Origin of the sequence: Pseudomonas paraglycinae (genome assembly GCF_021601625.1) — a bacterium.
Taxonomy (GTDB): domain Bacteria; phylum Pseudomonadota; class Gammaproteobacteria; order Pseudomonadales; family Pseudomonadaceae; genus Aquipseudomonas; species Aquipseudomonas paraglycinae.
This window is the reverse complement of the sequence record NZ_BQHR01000013.1, coordinates 35,632-51,932: the sequence shown is the minus strand read 5'-3', so window position 1 is coordinate 51,932 and position 16,301 is coordinate 35,632. Positions and strand designations below refer to the sequence as shown.

At 63.0% G+C, this 16,301-nt stretch carries 14 protein-coding genes; 9 read left to right on the top strand and 5 right to left on the bottom strand.

The genetic code is table 11. The annotated features are described in order from the left end of the window. Position 1 precedes the first annotated feature (1 nt). Complete coding sequence (locus tag L6D82_RS19730; protein WP_236191157.1) at positions 2 to 1,312, bottom strand: MFS transporter; 1,311 nt, start codon at positions 1,310 to 1,312, stop codon at positions 2 to 4. Positions 1,313 to 1,667: 355 nt separating this feature from the next. On the opposite strand from L6D82_RS19730, the gene L6D82_RS19725 reads away from it, so the two are divergent. Continuing rightward, positions 1,668 to 2,693, top strand: coding sequence for a GlxA family transcriptional regulator (locus tag L6D82_RS19725; RefSeq protein ID WP_236191156.1), 1,026 nt, complete (start codon positions 1,668 to 1,670; stop codon positions 2,691 to 2,693). A gap of 21 nt (positions 2,694 to 2,714) precedes the next feature. Here the strand turns inward: L6D82_RS19725 and L6D82_RS19720 are convergent, their stop codons facing one another. Next, positions 2,715 to 3,779 carry an alpha/beta fold hydrolase gene (locus L6D82_RS19720; RefSeq protein WP_236191155.1) on the bottom strand — a complete coding sequence of 355 codons (1,065 nt, stop codon included), beginning with the start codon at positions 3,777 to 3,779 and terminating at the stop codon, positions 2,715 to 2,717. A 210-nt stretch (positions 3,780 to 3,989) separates the two neighbouring features. Beyond that, complete coding sequence (locus tag L6D82_RS19715; protein ID WP_041475233.1) at positions 3,990 to 4,184, bottom strand: PLDc N-terminal domain-containing protein; 195 nt, start codon at positions 4,182 to 4,184, stop codon at positions 3,990 to 3,992. 166 nt (positions 4,185 to 4,350) lie between these two features. Here L6D82_RS19715 and L6D82_RS19710 point away from each other — a divergent pair, with 166 nt between their 5' ends. The 4 genes from L6D82_RS19710 (at position 4,351) to L6D82_RS19695 (ending at position 6,853) form a co-directional block, all read left to right on the top strand. Next, positions 4,351 to 5,187, top strand: coding sequence for an AraC family transcriptional regulator (locus tag L6D82_RS19710; RefSeq protein WP_236191154.1), 837 nt, complete (start codon positions 4,351 to 4,353; stop codon positions 5,185 to 5,187). 51 nt (positions 5,188 to 5,238) lie between these two features. Next, positions 5,239 to 5,835 (top strand): LysE family translocator, encoded by a 597-nt coding sequence (locus tag L6D82_RS19705; RefSeq protein ID WP_085747449.1) that lies wholly within the window; start codon positions 5,239 to 5,241, stop codon positions 5,833 to 5,835. 105 nt (positions 5,836 to 5,940) lie between these two features. Then, positions 5,941 to 6,636 carry a tRNA (adenine(22)-N(1))-methyltransferase gene (locus tag L6D82_RS19700; protein ID WP_309295559.1) on the top strand — a complete coding sequence of 232 codons (696 nt, stop codon included), beginning with the start codon at positions 5,941 to 5,943 and terminating at the stop codon, positions 6,634 to 6,636. Positions 6,637 to 6,688: 52 nt separating this feature from the next. Next, a complete protein-coding gene (locus tag L6D82_RS19695; RefSeq protein WP_102718798.1) occupies positions 6,689 to 6,853 on the top strand; it encodes a DUF2986 domain-containing protein in 165 nt (54 codons plus the stop codon). 43 nt (positions 6,854 to 6,896) lie between these two features. Here the strand turns inward: L6D82_RS19695 and L6D82_RS19690 are convergent, their stop codons facing one another. Then, positions 6,897 to 9,281, bottom strand: a complete 2,385-nt coding sequence (locus tag L6D82_RS19690) for a DUF3772 domain-containing protein (RefSeq protein WP_236191152.1) — start codon at positions 9,279 to 9,281, stop codon at positions 6,897 to 6,899. Positions 9,282 to 9,439: 158 nt separating this feature from the next. Between L6D82_RS19690 and L6D82_RS19685 the strand changes: the two genes are divergently transcribed. The 4 genes from L6D82_RS19685 to L6D82_RS19670 all read left to right on the top strand — a co-directional run bounded on the left by L6D82_RS19685 (position 9,440) and on the right by L6D82_RS19670 (position 15,548). Then, entirely contained in the window at positions 9,440 to 9,781 is a 342-nt protein-coding gene (locus L6D82_RS19685) for a hypothetical protein (protein ID WP_236191150.1), read from the top strand. A gap of 99 nt (positions 9,782 to 9,880) precedes the next feature. Next, on the top strand, positions 9,881 to 11,137 hold the full coding sequence (locus L6D82_RS19680; protein ID WP_129972606.1) for a TolC family protein: 1,257 nt from the start codon (positions 9,881 to 9,883) through the stop codon (positions 11,135 to 11,137). Beyond that, positions 11,134 to 12,381 carry an efflux RND transporter periplasmic adaptor subunit gene (locus L6D82_RS19675; protein WP_102718795.1) on the top strand — a complete coding sequence of 416 codons (1,248 nt, stop codon included), beginning with the start codon at positions 11,134 to 11,136 and terminating at the stop codon, positions 12,379 to 12,381. The genes L6D82_RS19680 and L6D82_RS19675 overlap by 4 nt, the downstream gene beginning before the upstream one ends. Beyond that, positions 12,378 to 15,548, top strand: a complete 3,171-nt coding sequence (locus L6D82_RS19670; RefSeq protein ID WP_236191148.1) for an efflux RND transporter permease subunit — start codon at positions 12,378 to 12,380, stop codon at positions 15,546 to 15,548. Before L6D82_RS19675 ends, L6D82_RS19670 begins: the two co-directional genes overlap by 4 nt. 63 nt (positions 15,549 to 15,611) lie before the next feature. Here the strand turns inward: L6D82_RS19670 and arsH are convergent, their stop codons facing one another. Next, on the bottom strand, positions 15,612 to 16,301 hold the full coding sequence (arsH, locus tag L6D82_RS19665) for an arsenical resistance protein ArsH (protein WP_085604534.1): 690 nt from the start codon (positions 16,299 to 16,301) through the stop codon (positions 15,612 to 15,614).

Below are 16,301 nucleotides of genomic sequence, written 5' to 3'. Positions count from 1 at the left end.
CTCAACTGGCTTCGTAGCGCGATCCTGTTGGCGGCGCCGCTTCGCCGCTCAACGCATCGACCATCGGCGGATGGTCCTGCGCCGCCTGACGCAGATCCTCGGTCACCCGCAGCTCGGCGCCAGTTGGCGAGAAGGTCGCTGCCGCCGCAAATGGCGCCGGGTTGGCCGGCACCGGACGCTTGCCGCGACGCCAGAAGAAGAACGTCACCATGGCCAGGTTGACCAGCGCGAAGGCCCAGAACAGGCCGGTTTCACCGTGAGCGTTCATCGCCGGCGAGATCAGCAGCGGGCTCATCGCCGAGCCCAGCGAATTAATCAGCAGCATGCCCTGAATCATCGGTACCAGGGTTTCCACCGGCGCACGGTCGGCCGCATGGCTGACCGCCACCGGGTACAGCGCGAACACGCCACCGCCCAGCAGGAACAACATCGCAGCGAGCATGGCCGAGGACAGCGGCACCAGCACGATCACCAGCGACAACACGGTGCACGCGGCGCACAGCACGGTCAGCACTTGCAGGCGATCCTTGCGGTCGGACCAGCGCCCGACCGGGTATTGCAGCAGCATCGCGCCGAGGATCGTCCAGGCCATCATGCTGCCGACTTCGCCGACGTTCAGGCCGATGCGTTGCAGGTACAGCGGCAGCAGGGTGTAGATCGCCGCGATGGTCACGCCGGAGCCGAAGCAGCCGACCAGTCCGGTGGGCGATACGCCCAGCAAGGCCCGTGGTTTGAGCGGTTCGACCTGTTCCAGCAGCGGCGATACGCGCGGCAGGATCACGATCGGCAGCACCGACAAGGTCGCGAGCATGCCGGCAACCATGAACGGCGCCGTGTCGCCCAGCCCGGTGATTTTCCCCAAAAACGCCTGACCCAGCACGCCGGCGCCGTAGAGGACGATCATGTACAGCGCCAGCAGACGGCCGCGAATTTTCGCGTCACCGGCCAGCAGCAGCCAGCTCTCGATCACCAGAAACACGCCGACCGTGGCCCAGCCGTTGATCAGGCGCAGCACGACCCAGCCCCAGGTGTCATAAAACAGTCCTTGCAGCAGGATGGTCGCGGCGATCAGCGAGGCGAAGCTGCTGTAGGCGCGGATGTGGCCGATGCGCAGGATCAGCCGGTCGTTGAAGATCGCGCCCAGGGTCAGGCCGATGAAATAGGCCGAGGACACGATGCCGATCATCGTCGCCGATTCGCCGGCAGCGCCCAGGCGCAGGGTGGTCAAAGAAGACAGAAAGCCGTTGCCCAGGGCAACAATGAATAGCCCGAGCAAGGGCGCCAGCGCCATGGCCAGCAAACGCGGTGTCATAAAAACCTCAAGTGATCGAACAGCGGAACGTGCGCCTCTGCGCATGCGAGTGCCAAGCCGAAGTGTGTTGAAGACAAACGACCGCCGAACGGGCAGGACGATTGAGCCAGGCGCGCTTCGTGGAAGTGGCCGGCTGTTCAAACCTGAGGGTTGTCATGGCTGCGGGCAGGCGCCGTTCGGGCGACTGCAAGAGGAGGCGCGATTTTAAGCCTTGTGTGGCGTTTGCCAAGGTGCCGTGCCTGCGACGTTGGGACGCAGGCAAATTCGTTCAGGCTGATCGTTCCCTGCAGTGCTTGCGTCGTTCGCGAGTAATTTGCCGCGGCGCCGGTTAGCATGGCGCCATAACAACGAAACGATGGACCCCACCTTGATCGAACGACGCCAATTCAGCGGTGGCATGAAAGGCAAGAACCTTCGCTACCTGAACGAGCCCGCCAGCGGGCCGGGACGCATGACCCGCACCGGGTTTGTGCTGCTGGAGCATTTTTCCCTGCCGGCCTTCACCCAGGCGCTGGACACCCTTGTCACCGCCAATCTGCTGCGCCCCGGACTGTTTTCCACGCACACTTTCGGCCTCAGCGACGGCGAAGTGATCAGCGACTTGGGGCTGGTGATCCGCCCGGATGCGCGACTGGATTCCGGCGCGATACAGGAACTCGACCTGCTGGTGATCTGCGGCGGTTACCGCACGGAACTGAAGGCGAGCGACGAATTCATCAACCTGCTGAAAATGGCCGCCGAGGCCGGCGTGATGCTGGCCGGGTTGTGGAACGGCGCGTGGTTCCTGGGCCGGGCAGGGGTGCTGGAAGGCTATCGCTGTGCGATTCACCCGGAGCATCGGCCAGCGCTGGCGGAGATTTCCAAGGCGACCCAGGTCAGCAGCGAACCCTACGTGATCGACCGCGACCGGCTGACCGCGTCCAGTCCGTCTGGCGCGTTCCACATGGCACTGGACTGGATCAAGGGCCTGCACGACAAGGCGCTGGTCGAAGGCATCGAAGACATTCTGGCGTTCGAGGAATCCCGTTACCGGCGGATCAAGCCGACCGAGAACCTCTGCGTCAGCGCGCCGTTGCGTGAAGTGGTGAAGCTGATGGATGCCAATCTGGAGGAACCGCTGGAACTGGAGCAACTGGCGGTATATGCCGGGCGTTCCCGACGTCAGCTGGAGCGGCTGTTCAAGGAACAACTGGGCACCACGCCGCAGCGTTATTACATGGAGCTGCGCATCACCGAGGCCCGGCGTCTGCTGCAACACACCGAGCTGTCGCAGGTGGACGTGCTGGTGGCCTGCGGATTCGTCTCGCCGAGCCATTTCAGTAAGTGCTACAGCGCCTATTTCGGTTATCGCCCATCCAAAGAAAAACGGCTCGTCAAATGACGAGCCGTCTGGCGTGCCGCTTCAGAGGTGATCGGCGTCGATGATCGCCTGAGCGAAGGCTTTCGGGTCTTCCTGCGGCAGGTTGTGACCGATGCCGCCGTTGATCAGGCGGAACTGGTATTTGCCGGTGAAGCGTTTGGCGTAGTCCTCGGGGGCTGGGTGCGGCGCGCCGTTGGCATCGCCTTCCAGGGTGATGGTCGGCACGCTGATCGACGGCGCGGTGGCGAGTTTCTGTTCCAGTGCATCGTACTGGCTTTCACCTTGCACCAAGCCCAGACGCCAGCGGTAGTTGAACACGGTGATCGCGACGTGATCCGGGTTCTGCAACGCCTTGGCGCTGCGGTCGAAGGTGGCATCGTCGAAGGCCCATTTCGGTGACGCCAGTTGCCAGATCAGCTTGGCGAAGTCATGGGTGTTCTTGGTGTAGCCCGCCTCACCACGGTCGGTGGCGAAGTAGAACTGATACCACCATTGCAGTTCGGCCTTGGGCGGCAGCGGGTTCTTGCCGGCGGCCTGATTGCCGATCAGGTAACCGCTGACCGACACCAGCGCCTTGACCCGCTCGGGCCACAGCGCCGAAACGATGTCCGCCGAACGCGCGCCCCAGTCGTAGCCACCGAGCACGGCTTGCTTGATCTTCAGCGCATCCATGAAATCGATCACGTCACTGGCCAGCGCCGCCGGTTGACCGTTGCGCACGGTCTTGTCGGACAGGAAGTGCGTGTCGCCATAACCCCGTGCATACGGCATCAGCACCCGATAACCCTTGGCCGCCAGCAGCGGCGCGACGTCGTCGTAGCTGTGAATGTCGTACGGCCAGCCGTGCAGCAGAATCACCACCGGGCCATTGGCCGGGCCGGTTTCGGCGTAAGCCACGTCGAGCAGTCCGGCCTTCACGTGTTTCAGCGGGCCGAAGGGCAGATCGGCCTTGACGCTGGCGGCTTCGGTCTTGACCGGCTCGGGGGCTGCGGTTTGTGCCTGGGCGAAGGCGCCGAATTGCAGCAGCGCGGTGGCGAGAATCGACAGGCCCAGCAGGCGACGGCGGTTTTTCCCGGTGGTGACGGTGGCGTGTGGTGCGTGCTTCATGGCAAGTCTCCTTATGATCGGCGAGGGCCGGGTTCTGGCTGAACCCTTCGAATCTGGAGCCCATTAAAGACTGGCCACGTATCTGCGCTGTTTCCGTTTCCGTTGGCTGATGCGCGGGCATGTATCCGGGAGGCGTTCGTACACACTGCGATACAAACCAGCGGCCAACAAAAAGCCCCGAATGTTCGGGGCTCCTGCTTGCCTTGGGCTTCAGGCCTGCGTGACGTGCTTGGGCCCGGCCAGCGCCCAGGCGATCAGCCCGAACAGCGGCACAAACACGATCAATACGATCCAGACACCTTTGTTGCTGGCTTTCCCCTCACTCTTGCGCACCCGGTTGATCGCCCACAATTCGATGAGCAAAAGAACGACGGCCAGTACGATCCACGTGGTTTCAATTTGCATGAGCTACCTCCTGATGGTCTCTGGCTTAGGCGGGCCGTGGCACTCAGGGTTCATTAAATTTGCTGGGTGGTCTGCCTGGCTCACGTGCACAAATGTTCTAAACCCATCGGCAAAGTCGCGGTAACGTAGACGTCCTCAACGACCAACACTGCCTTCGGAGCCTTGCGTGGACAAACGCAACTGGATCGAGCTGTCCCAGGATGCCGACACCGGGATCGAGTCGATTCGTGCCCACTTTCAGGGACATGCCTACGATCCGCACTGGCATGACAGCTTTCTGGTGGGCGTCACCGAGCAGGGCGTGCAGCAGTTTCATTGCCGACGTGTGCGCCATCTGAGTACGCCGGGCAAGATTTTCATGCTGGAGCCGGGGGAGATCCACGACGGGCACGCGCCGACGGAGGAGGGCTTCACCTATTCCATGCTCTACCTCGACCCGCACTGGCTGGAGCGCGAATTGCGCGTGCTGTTCGAGCATGCGCCGGACAACAGCCAGCTCGGGTTCACCGATACCCTGAGCCAGGATTCGCGCCTGTCCACGGCCATCAATCTGGCCTTCAACGCCCTGCATCAAGGCGACTTGCGCATCGTGCGCCAGACCGCCATCGACACCTTGCTCGGTTCGCTGACGTCCCACCTCGACTGGCGCAAGCGTCAACCGTTCGATCCGCGCCTGCCACGTGTGGCGCAGGTGGCGCGGGATTATCTGCATGCGCATGCCTTCGAGGACATCGGGCTGGACGACGTAGCCCAAGCCTGCGGGGTCGATCGCTTTCGTCTGACCCGTGCGTTCAAGGCCGCTTTCGGGCTGGCGCCACACGCCTACCTGATTCAGTTGCGCCTGGCCCGCGCCCGGCAGTTGCTGGCGCGCGGCGAAACACCCGCCACCGTCGCCAGCGCCCTTGGTTTCGCCGATCAAAGCCATCTCGGGCGCTGGTTCCGCCGTGCCTATCACCTGACGCCGGCGGATTACCGCAAGCGCTGCTCAAACCTTCCAGACTGAACCCCGTACAACCGCGACCATGACTTCCTGTTTTGATTCGGGAGTCCTGTCATGGAATCGTTGCTGCCTTTTCTGCTGTTTTCCTTCGTCGCCTCGATCACCCCGGGGCCGACCAATATTCTGGTGATGAGCCACAGTTCGCGACGTGGCCTGACGGCAACAGTGCCGATCATCTTCGGTGCGTGTGTGTCGGCGGCGCTGGTGGTGTTGGTGGTCGGCCTCGGCGTGGGAGAAACCTTGCTGCGCTATCCCCGCGTGCAGCAGGCGATGGCCTGGGCTGGCGTGCTTTGGCTGAGCTGGCTGGCGTGGCAGATCTTTCGCAGCACGCCGCCGTCGCTGGACTCGGCAACAGCGGCTGATGACGGCTTCAACGTGTTCGGCGCCGTCGGCCTGCAATTGATTAATCCCAAGGTGTGGATGATGGCCGTGGCGGTGGTGAGCGTGTTTGGCGGCAACGGCGACGACAGCGCGCGGATGCTGCTGTTGTCGGCGGTTTTTCTAATGGTCTGCCTGCCGTGCATGACGGCGTGGGCGCTGCTGGGCGTGGGCAGTGCTCGGTTTTTTGGCGAGCCACTGGCATTGCGGCGCATGAATGCCGGGCTGGCGTTTTTGTTGTTGCTGTCGGCTTGGTTGACGGTGTTGGTCTAGGCATCGCGGTTGGTCACATAAATTTGAAATGCCCGCCGTTGCCCCCCAGAATCGCGCCCCGATCCGGCCACCAGCGCCGAGTGTTCAGAGTGAAAGGGGTTGCGGTTGAACGAACAGACATTGTCCATGCGCCTGGAGCGGGTGGCGGCGCACGTGCCTGCCGGTGCGCGGCTGGCCGATATCGGGTCGGATCATGGCTACCTGCCGGTGGCCCTGATGCGCCGTGGCGCGATCGCGGCGGCGGTGGCGGGCGAGATGGCCGAGACGCCATTCCGTTCGGCGCAACGCACCGTGCGCGACAACGATCTTGAGCAGCAGATTACCGTGCGCTTGGCCAATGGCTTGATGGCCGTCGAAGTGGAAGACGGGATCACGGCAATTACCGTGTGCGGCATGGGCGGCGAAACCATCCGCGACATCCTCGAAGCCGGCAAGGCGCGCCTGAGCGGCCGCGAGCGCCTGATCCTGCAACCCAACGGCGGCGAGCAGCCTCTGCGCCAATGGCTGATGGACAACGGTTACCGCATCCTCGTTGAGGAAGTCCTGCGGGAGAACCGTTTCGACTACGAAATCATCGTGGCCTCGCGGGGCGAGCCGGTGAGGTATACCGCCGAGGAATTGTTCTTCGGGCCATTGCAATTGCAGGCGCGCAGTCCGGCGTTTGTCAGCAAGTGGCAGCATCGGTTGCGGCATAAGCAGCAGACCTTGAGCCACTTCGCTCGGGCGCGGCATGGGGTATGCGAGCAAAAGGTGCAGGATCTGAAGCAGCAGGTGCGCTGGATCACTGACGTGCTGGGGTGAAGCAGGCCCAACGCTGATATCATTCAACAACTTTCAAGCAGGCCAAATCACCATGAACCGTCAGAAAAAACTGCAGCAGCTCTTCAAGGAAAAATCCAGAAAGGCCAACGCCAAACTGGCACCCAAGAGCAACAAACCGAAGTACATCAGCAAGGCGGATCGCCTGAAACTGGAAGCTGAAGTGGCTACAGAGTCGACTGACACCACTGAGGCCTGATCAGGCAGGCGCGCAGCGGTACAGATTCCCATCAGGTTTTTCCTCAGGTACTCGGCGGCTTCGCCAGCTCAATCCCCGCCGCCCCCAGCCGCTTGAGAATCTCGAACAACAGATCACTCTTGGTCGTCCCGACAATCCTCGGGCTGGCGACATACCCGGTCACCGTCAACGTAATCCCGTCCGGCGTCAGTTTGCTGAAGCGCACGAACGGCGCCGGTTTTTCGAGGATGGTTTCGTGTTCCTTGTAGGTGTCGAACAGCAGGTTCTGCACCTGTTCGGGGTCGATGTCCAGCGGGAACATCAGCTCCAGCGTCGCCACGCCCTGGGCGCTGCCGCCGAGGGTGACGTTGCGCAGGTTCTGCGAGATCAGTTGCGAGTTGGGCACGATCACGATCGAGCGGTCGCTGAGCTGGATCTCGGTGGCGCGCACGTTGATCCGGCGGATGTCGCCCTCGACGCCGCTGATGCTGATCAGGTCGCCGACCTTGACCGGTCGTTCGGTGAGCAGGATCAGCCCGGAGACGAAGTTCTTCACGATCTCCTGCAAGCCGAAGCCGATGCCCACCGACAGGGCGCTGACGATCCACGCCAGGTTGGTCCATTGCACCCCCAGCGACGACAGCGTCAGCAGGATCACTACCGCATAACCGATGTTGGAAAACAGCGTGCTGAGCGAGGCGCACATGCCCGGGTCCATGTCGGTCTTGGGCAGGAACTCGTTGTCGAGCCAGCGGCGCAGGGCGCGGATCAGGTAGATGCCGATCAGCAGCGCGAGCATCGCGTTGAGCAAATGGCCGGGGACGATGTTCAGTTTGCGCAGGCCGGCGCCGCCGAGGATCGTGCCGATGTTGGTCGCCAGCTGGCCAAGGGTGGTGCCGATCCCGCCGACGAACAGCGTGATCACCGCCAGCAGCAACAGCGCAGCCCGACCGAAACCGGCCAGCAGGGTCGAGGCCTGTTCGAGGCGCCGGTCGCCGACCCCCAGCAGCTGTTTCAGCGCCTTGCCGCTGGAATGGCGGGGTGAGAAGAAATACTCGCAGCTGTCCTTGAGCAACTGCATCAGCAGGTAAAACCCGGAAAACACGATAAACGCCCACACCAGTTCATAGGTGATGAACCGCGCCAGCGATACGTAACCCGTGAGCAGGGCGCCGAACGACAGCACCATCGCCAGGGTGGCGATGGTGTAAACCACCCCGGCAAAGGTGTTGCCCGCCACTTGGGTGTCACCGGCTGCGGCCAGTGTTTTGCGCACCCTGCCGACGCGCATCAGCAGCGTTGTGACGATACCCAGCACCGCCAGCGCAATGATGCCTCTGCCTGCGAGCACGATCTGACTGCTCATGCCGGCGGCATTGCTGACTTGCACCGCCGTCACCAGCACCAGCAGCGTCGCGGCGAGAATCCGCGCGTAGGGATGCAGCGCGAGCGCCACCGGGTCAGCCACCGCCGGCAGTCGCCAGGACGGGTGCTCGGTCGAGAGCAACGCGCGGCTGAGCCCTGTGATCAGCACGCAGGCATAAACCACTTTCCCGAACTCCTCGGAAAATGTCGCCAGCATCGGCGGCAACGGCACGTGACGGGTGCAGGCGTAATAGAGCAGTTGCAGGGCAATGGCGGTGGTCGCGAGAGTCGCCAGCGCCGAGGCGAACGCCAGCGAACTGCGGCGCAGTCGACCCTCCGGCATGCGGTGAATGCACACCCACGCCAGCCAGCGGTCGGCCAGTCGCCGACCCAGCGTCCAGACGACGAAGGCCAGTACCACCAGCAGGGCGGTGTAAAGTCGCTGACCCGGTTGCCAGGCTTCGGCGCCGGTCTGTTGCACCTGATCGACGAAAGAGCGCAGACGCTGGCGGTCATCCGCCGACGGATTGACAAGGGGAGCCCAGAAGCCGGGATTCAGAATGCTGTGGGTGCTGAGCGTCAGTTCGCTTTCGAGCAAGGTGCGGCGGATACCGGCGATCTGGGTGATCAGCTCCGTGGCGTTTTGCTTGAGGGTGGCGAGGTTCTTCAACGCCGTATCGACTTTGGTTTTCTGCTCGATCAGCGTCGCCCGTTGCGCCGCGATATCGGCTTGTTCGGCAGCGACCGCTTCGGCCGGCGCGGCACCGAGTACGCCCAGTTGCACAGTCAATTGCGCCTGCTGCGGCAACAGCGAGGCCGATAGCCGATCGATGTCCAGAATGAACGTCTGCACCCGGTCCTGCGGGCCTTCGAGCTGGTTGTAATTGTTGGCGGACGAGATCTGCTGCTTGAGGCCGTCGAGGCGCTGTTGAAGAGCTTGCAGATCGCTTTGCGTGACGCCGGGGAGCGGGGCGCCGGTGCTGACATCCGGTGTGCCGGACACGTCGGCGGCCGACACCGCCACCAACCCCGAACCAAGCAGGATCAGAGCGATGAACATCAATGACTTCAATGCATTACGCATGGGACTGGGAGATTCCGGTTGATCACACAAACATTGAGGTTAGGTGATGGGGCGCCTGCTGCATCATTTTTTGCTGCTAATCCTGGCTTAATGCGTGTCCGGTGAGATCGCTGGGCAGCCGATTGTAGGCGCCCGTTTTCACGACTAGACTCCCGGCCATGAAACGCTATCTGCGGTTTTGTCTCGTTTTCCTGATCAGCCTGGCGCTTCCCCTCAGCGGGATGGCGGGCGTGCAGGCACCGACAGAACCGTGCCCGATGCAAACAATGGGCATGGCGATGATGGACGGCATGAACATGGATTGCTGCAAGGACATGAAGAGTCCTGTCGACCATGGCTCCCCCTGCAAACCCGGCCAGGAGTGCAAGACCGGCGGCCTGCTGCAAGTCGCGATCCTCAAGCCGCCCGTTACCGTATTCAGCCCTGTCACGCATTCGTTCTTCACTGATTCCCTGCCGCTAGCGGCCCCGTCCGGGGTCTGGCGACCGCCCCGCACCTGATTCCTGTCTCCCCTTGAAGCTCATTCCGCCCAGGCGGAGTGATTTGGCTGTGCGCGTGTTTTTCGCCGCGCGCAGTGGACGATCACAGGAATCGTAAACATGACATTCAAGTGCAATTGCACGGGTTGGCCTCTGGTGGCCGGCCTTGCGGCAAGCGTGCTCGCGTGGCCGGGTTTCGCCGCCGCGCTGACACTCGATCAAGCGCTGCGGCTGGCCGAAAACAATGCGCCGTCGCTGACCGCACAAGATCAGAAAATCCAGGCCGCCAGCAGCGCGGCCATTCCGGCGGGCGAGTTGCCCGATCCCAAGCTGTTGCTCGGTTTGCAGAACTACCCCGTGGGCGGCCCGGATCGCTGGAGCGTCGATCAGGACTTCATGACCATGCAGATGGTCGGTTACCGGCAGGAAATGCCCAACGCAGACAAACGCAAGGCGCGCATCGAAGTTGCCGACGCCGCTATTGAGCGCGCGGCGGCCGAGCGCCGTGTCGAGCGTTTGAAGGTGCGTCAGGCGACGGCGCTGGCGTGGATCAGCGGCTATTCGGTCGAGCGCAAAGAAGCGTTGTTCCAGGACTTGTTCAAGGAAAACCGTCTGCTGAGCGAGACCGTCCGGGCGCAGATCGCCGGTGGCCGCGCGCAACCTGCCGACGCGGTAACGCCTAAGCAGGAAGCGGCCCGACTCGCCGAGCAACAGGACAACCTGACCCTCGAGCGCACCCAGGCCCGAGCCGCGCTCAAACGCTGGATCGGCACCGCCGCCAACGACAAGCCCGAGGGCGGTTTGCCCGTGTGGCCGGTCGATGCCTCGACCTTCAATCATCAACTGCAACACCATCCCGAACTGGCTGCTTTCGCCCCCATGACCCGCGAAGCCCAGGCCAGGGTGCAAGAGGCGGTGTCCGAGAAAAAGTCCGACTGGAGCTGGGAGGTGGATTACCAGCATCGGGGCCGCGAGTTTGGCGACATGGTCAGCGTGCAGTTTTCCTGGGATCTGCCGCTGTTTCCCGAGACGCGGCAGAACCCGAAAATCGCCGCCAGACAGGCCGAGGTCAGCCAACTGCAAGCCGAGCGCGAGGCCCTGTCCCGCGAGCACACCGAACAACTGGAAAACCAGTTGGCCGATTACCAGCGCCTCGATCGGGCCGTACGCCGCACCGAAGAAAGCCTGGTGCCGCTGGCCAGAGAGAAAGTCGATCTGAGCCTGGCCAGTTATCGCGCCGGCCAGGGCGATTTGAATGCGGTGGTCAGCGCCCGCCGCGAACTCATCGAGGCCCGCCTCAAACAGATCGACATGGAAGAACAACGCGCGCTGACCGCTGCGCGTCTGCATTTCGCTTATGGGGAGACCAGCCTGTGAACCGTAAACAATGGAACGGCGTGTGGCTGGCCGGCCTCGCGCTGGCGGTGGGCGTGGGTGGCGGTTACGGATTGGCTTATCAGCGAATGAAGGGCGTGCCGGCTTCAGCCCCAGCGCCGAGCACCGAGCCCAAGGCCTTGTATTGGTACGACCCGATGTACCCGCAGCAAAAGTTCGACAAACCGGGCAAGTCACCCTTCATGGACATGCAACTGGTGCCCCGATACGCCAGCGGCGGGGAGGGCAGTGCGACCGTCAGCATTGATCCGGGGCTGAGTCAGAACCTCGGTCTGCGTGTAGCGCCGGTCAGTCGCGGCGCCTTCACCTCAAACCTCGATGTGAGCGGTGTGCTGGGGTTCAACGAGCGCGATGTCGCGGTGATCCAGGCGCGCACCAATGGGTTTGTCGAGCGAGTCTACGCCCGAGCGCCGGGGGATGTGCTGACGGCTGGCGCGGCGTTGGCCGATATCCTCGTGCCGGAATGGACGGCGGCCCAGAGCGAGTTTCTGGCGCTCAGACGCAGCGGCGATGCCGACCTGATCGCGGCGGCGCGCCAGCGCTTGCGGCTGACCGGGATGCCGTCGAGCCTGATTGCTCAAGTGGAGCGCAGCGGCAAGGTGCAGTCCGAACTGACGGTCACCAGCCCTTTGGGCGGTGTGCTGCAAGCACTCGATGTGCGGGCGGGCATGACCGTGGCGAGCGGTGAAACCCTGGCGCGGGTCAACGGGCTGAACAGTGTCTGGCTCGCTGTGGCGGTGCCGGAATCGCAGACCGGTTCGGTTGCCGTGGGGCAGGCCGTCGAAGTGCGCCTGCCGGCCTTTCCCGGCAGAGTTTTCAACGGAGCGGTCAGCGCGATTCTGCCGGACACCAACGCAGACAGCCGCACCCTGCGCGTCCGGGTCGAGCTGGCCAATGCCGATGGCCACTTGCGGCCGGGGATGACGGCGCAAGTGCGGCTGAGTCGATCAACCGGGCAGAGTCAATTGTGGGTGCCGAGTGAAGCCGTCATCCGCACCGGCAAGCGGGCTTTGGTCATGCTCGCCGAAGACGCGGGGCACTATCGCCCGGTGGAGGTTCGGCTCGGCCAGGAAAGCGCCGGCAGAACGGTGATCCTCGACGGCTTGGCAGAAGGGCAGAACGTCGTGACGTCCGGCCAGTTCCTGCTCGATTCCGAGGCCAGCCTCAAGGGCATCGTCGCCGAGCCGCTTGAAACGAGCGGGAACGTTTCGGGGAGTCAGCCATGATCGCCGCGCTGATTCGCTGGTCCGTCGCCAATCGTTTTCTGGTGCTGCTGACAACGCTGTTCGTCACGGGCTGGGGCGTGTGGTCGGTGCAGAGCACGCCGATCGATGCGCTGCCGGATCTGTCGGATGTGCAGGTGATCATCCGCACGCCGTATCCCGGACAGGCGCCGCAGATTGTCGAAAATCAGGTGACCTATCCGCTGACCACCACCATGCTCTCGGTGCCGGGGGCGAAAACCGTGCGCGGTTATTCGTTCTTCGGTGACAGCTTCGTGTACGTGCTGTTCGAGGACGGTACCGATCAATACTGGGCGCGCTCGCGGGTGCTGGAGTACCTGAGCCAGATCCAGAGTCGATTGCCGGTCAGCGCCAAACCGGCGCTGGGTCCGGATGCGACCGGCGTTGGCTGGATCTATCAGTACGCTCTGGTGGATCGCAGCGGCGGGCATGATCTGGCGCAGCTTCGGGCGTTGCAGGACTGGTTTCTCAAGTTCGAGCTCAAGACCCTGCCTAACGTCGCCGAGGTCGCCACCGTCGGCGGCATGGTCAAGCAGTATCAGGTGCAGCCCGATCCGGTGCGGCTGGCCAGCCTCGGCATCACCTTGGCGCAGGTGCGCGAAGCCATCGGCAAGGCCAATCAGGAAACCGGTGGCGCGGTGCTGGAAATGGCCGAAACCGAGTTCATCGTACGGGCATCGGGCTACCTGAGAACCCTTGATGACTTTCGGGCGATCCCGTTAAAACTCGGTGCTGGCGGGGTGCCGGTAACTCTCGGCGATGTCGCAACGGTTCAGACCGGGCCGGATATGCGCCGGGGCATCACCGAGCTGGACGGCCAGGGCGAAACCGTCGGGGGCGTGGTAATCCTGCGCAGCGGCAAGAACGCCCGCGAGACCATTGCGGCGGTCGCGGCCAAACTCGATGACATGAAAAGCAGCCTGCCGCCCGGCGTGGAGATCGTCACCACCTACGATCGCAGCAAGCTGATCGATCGCGCCGTGGAAAACCTCAGCCACAAACTGCTCGAAGAGTTCATCGTCGTCGCGCTGGTGTGCGGGATCTTCCTCTGGCATTTGCGCTCTTCGCTGGTGGCGATCATTTCGTTGCCGGTGGGCGTGCTGATCGCCTTCATCGTGATGCGTTATCAGGGCTTGAACGCCAACATCATGTCGTTGGGCGGGATCGCCATCGCCATTGGTGCGATGGTCGATGCGGCGGTGGTGATGATCGAGAACGCCCACAAGAAAATCGAAGCGTGGCACGCGGCCAATCCGGGGCAGGCGCTCAAGGGCGAGCGCCATTGGCAGGTGATGACCGACGCGGCAGCGGAGGTGGGGCCGGCGCTGTTTTTCTGTTTGCTGATCATCACGCTGTCGTTCATTCCGGTGTTCACCTTGCAGGCCCAGGAAGGGCGGCTGTTCGGTCCGCTGGCGTTCACCAAGACCTACGCCATGGCAGCAGCTGCGGGATTGTCGGTGACGCTGGTGCCGGTGCTGATGGGCTACTGGATTCGCGGGCGGATTCCGGATGAACGCCACAATCCGCTCAACCGCTGGTTAATCCGGATCTATCAGCCGGCGCTGGATGCGGTGTTGCGGCGGCCGAAACTCACTCTGCTGGTGGCATTGCTGGTATTCGTCAGCGCGGCCTGGCCGATTTCGCGGCTTGGTGGCGAATTCCTCCCACCGCTGGACGAGGGCGATCTGCTGTATATGCCTTCGGCCTTGCCGGGTTTGTCGGCGCAAAAAGCCGCGCAGCTGTTGCAGCAGACCGATCGGCTGATAAAGACCGTGCCCGAAGTCGAGCATGTGTTCGGCAAGGCCGGCCGCGCGGAAACTGCGACCGACCCGGCACCTCTGGAAATGTTCGAAACCACGATCCAGTTCAAGCCCCACGATCAATGGCGCCCAGGCATGACCCCGGAAAAACTCGTGGAAGAACTGGATCGCGTGGTGCGCGTGCCGGGCCTGACCAACATCTGGATTCCACCGATCCGCAACCGCATCGACATGCTCGCCACCGGGATCAAAAGCCCGATCGGCGTGAAGGTCGCCGGCAACGACCTGGCCCAGATCGACGCCGCAACCCAGGCCGTCGAGCGGGTAGCCAAAAGTGTGCCCGGTGTCAGTTCGGCACTGGCCGAGCGCCTGACCGGTGGGCGCTACATCGACGTGGATATCGACCGCAACGCCGCCGGCCGCTACGGGCTGAACATCAGCGATGTGCAATCCATCGTTGCCGGTGCCATTGGCGGGGAAAACGTCGGGGAAACCATCGAAGGGCTGGCGCGGTTTCCGATCAACATCCGTTATCCACGAGAGTGGCGTGATTCGCCCGGCGCCCTGGAGCAATTGCCGATCTACACGCCTTCCGGCAGCCAGATCACCCTCGGCATGCTGGCGAAGATCAAGGTCACGGACGGCCCACCGATGCTCAAGAGCGAGAATGCCCGGCCGTCCGGTTGGGTGTACATCGACGTGCGCGGGCGGGACATCGCTTCGGTGGTGGCCGATCTGCGTCGCGCCGTCAATGAACAGGTGAAATTGCAGCCCGGTATGAGTCTGAGCTATTCGGGGCAGTTCGAGTTTCTGGAACGGGCCAATGCGCGGCTGAAACTGGTAGTGCCTGCCACGCTGCTGATCATCTTCGTGCTGCTCTACCTGACGTTTGCTCGCTTCGATGAGGCGCTACTGATCATGGCCACATTGCCGTTCGCATTGAGCGGCGGTGCGTGGTTCCTGTATTTGCTGGGCTACAACTTGTCGGTCGCCACCGGTGTGGGCTTCATTGCGCTGGCCGGGGTTTCGGCCGAGTTCGGCGTGATCATGCTGCTCTACCTGAAAAACGCCTGGGCCGAGCGCGAAGGCCTCGGCGACCACTCTGAACGTGGACTGGTCGCGGCGATTCGCGAAGGCGCTGTGCAACGCGTGCGCCCCAAGGCGATGACCGTGGCCGTGATCATCGCCGGCCTGTTGCCGATTCTGCTGGGCAGCGGCACCGGCAGCGAAGTCATGAGCCGCATTGCCGCGCCCATGGTCGGCGGCATGGTCACGGCGCCGCTGTTGTCCCTGTTTGTCATACCGGCGGCGTATCGCCTGATGCGCCGTCGACGGTTGCCCGCTGAAAACAAGTCACCTCAAAGCGCCGATGCTTCCATCCAGCCGTAACCCGGCGACGAAAAAAAACCGGTGCGAACGTTCGCACCGGTTTTTTATTGTGAGGTCTGGTCTTCAGATCGAGCGCTGATTGACCCGCTGCATCAACTCTTCTGCCGACTCCTTGCGCTCGGAATAACGATCCACCAGGTCCGGTCGGTCACGCAGCAACAGCGTGAATTTCACCAGTTCTTCCATCACGTCCACCACCCGGTCGTACAGCGCCGAGGGTTTCATGCGGTTGCCTTCGTCGAATTCCAAATAGGCCTTGGGCACCGATGACTGATTGGGGATGGTGAACATGCGCATCCAGCGGCCCAGCACGCGCAGTTGATTGACCACGTTGAACGACTGCGAACCGCCGCAGACCTGCATCACCGCCAGGGTCTTGCCCTGGGTCGGGCGCACCGCGCCAAGGGCCAGTGGCACCCAGTCGATCTGCGCCTTGAACACCGCCGACATCGCGCCGTGGCGTTCGGGCGAGCACCAGACCTGGCCTTCGGACCATTGCATCAGTTCGAGCAGTTCCTGGACTTTCGGGTGATCGCCGGGGGCATCATCCGGCAGTGGCAGGCCTGAAGGGTTGAAGATCCGCGTCTCGGCTCCGAAGTGCTCCAGCAGGCGGGCAGCTTCTTCTACCAGCAAGCGGCTGAAGGAGCGCGGGCGGGTCGAACCGTACAGCAAAAGGATGCGCGGCTTGTGGGCGCCTTCGTCATGCGTGGTTGTTTGAACCAGTGAAGGATCGAGGTTGGGCAGGTCGGTCAT

What these genes read in the sequence shown, in the direction of transcription:
- L6D82_RS19730 (WP_236191157.1), bottom strand. Translation starts at nt 1,312, where the DNA reads ATGACACCGCGTTTGCTGGCCATGGCGCTGGCGCCCTTGCTCGGGCTA.
- L6D82_RS19725 (WP_236191156.1), top strand. Translation starts at nt 1,668, where the DNA reads ATGGACCCCACCTTGATCGAACGACGCCAATTCAGCGGTGGCATGAAA.
- L6D82_RS19720 (WP_236191155.1), bottom strand. Translation starts at nt 3,779, where the DNA reads ATGAAGCACGCACCACACGCCACCGTCACCACCGGGAAAAACCGCCGT.
- L6D82_RS19715 (WP_041475233.1), bottom strand. Translation starts at nt 4,184, where the DNA reads ATGCAAATTGAAACCACGTGGATCGTACTGGCCGTCGTTCTTTTGCTC.
- L6D82_RS19705 (WP_085747449.1), top strand. Translation starts at nt 5,239, where the DNA reads ATGGAATCGTTGCTGCCTTTTCTGCTGTTTTCCTTCGTCGCCTCGATC.
- L6D82_RS19695 (WP_102718798.1), top strand. Translation starts at nt 6,689, where the DNA reads ATGAACCGTCAGAAAAAACTGCAGCAGCTCTTCAAGGAAAAATCCAGA.
- L6D82_RS19690 (WP_236191152.1), bottom strand. Translation starts at nt 9,281, where the DNA reads ATGCGTAATGCATTGAAGTCATTGATGTTCATCGCTCTGATCCTGCTT.
- L6D82_RS19685 (WP_236191150.1), top strand. Translation starts at nt 9,440, where the DNA reads ATGAAACGCTATCTGCGGTTTTGTCTCGTTTTCCTGATCAGCCTGGCG.
- L6D82_RS19680 (WP_129972606.1), top strand. Translation starts at nt 9,881, where the DNA reads ATGACATTCAAGTGCAATTGCACGGGTTGGCCTCTGGTGGCCGGCCTT.
- L6D82_RS19670 (WP_236191148.1), top strand. Translation starts at nt 12,378, where the DNA reads ATGATCGCCGCGCTGATTCGCTGGTCCGTCGCCAATCGTTTTCTGGTG.
- arsH (WP_085604534.1), bottom strand. Translation starts at nt 16,301, where the DNA reads ATGACCGACCTGCCCAACCTCGATCCTTCACTGGTTCAAACAACCACG.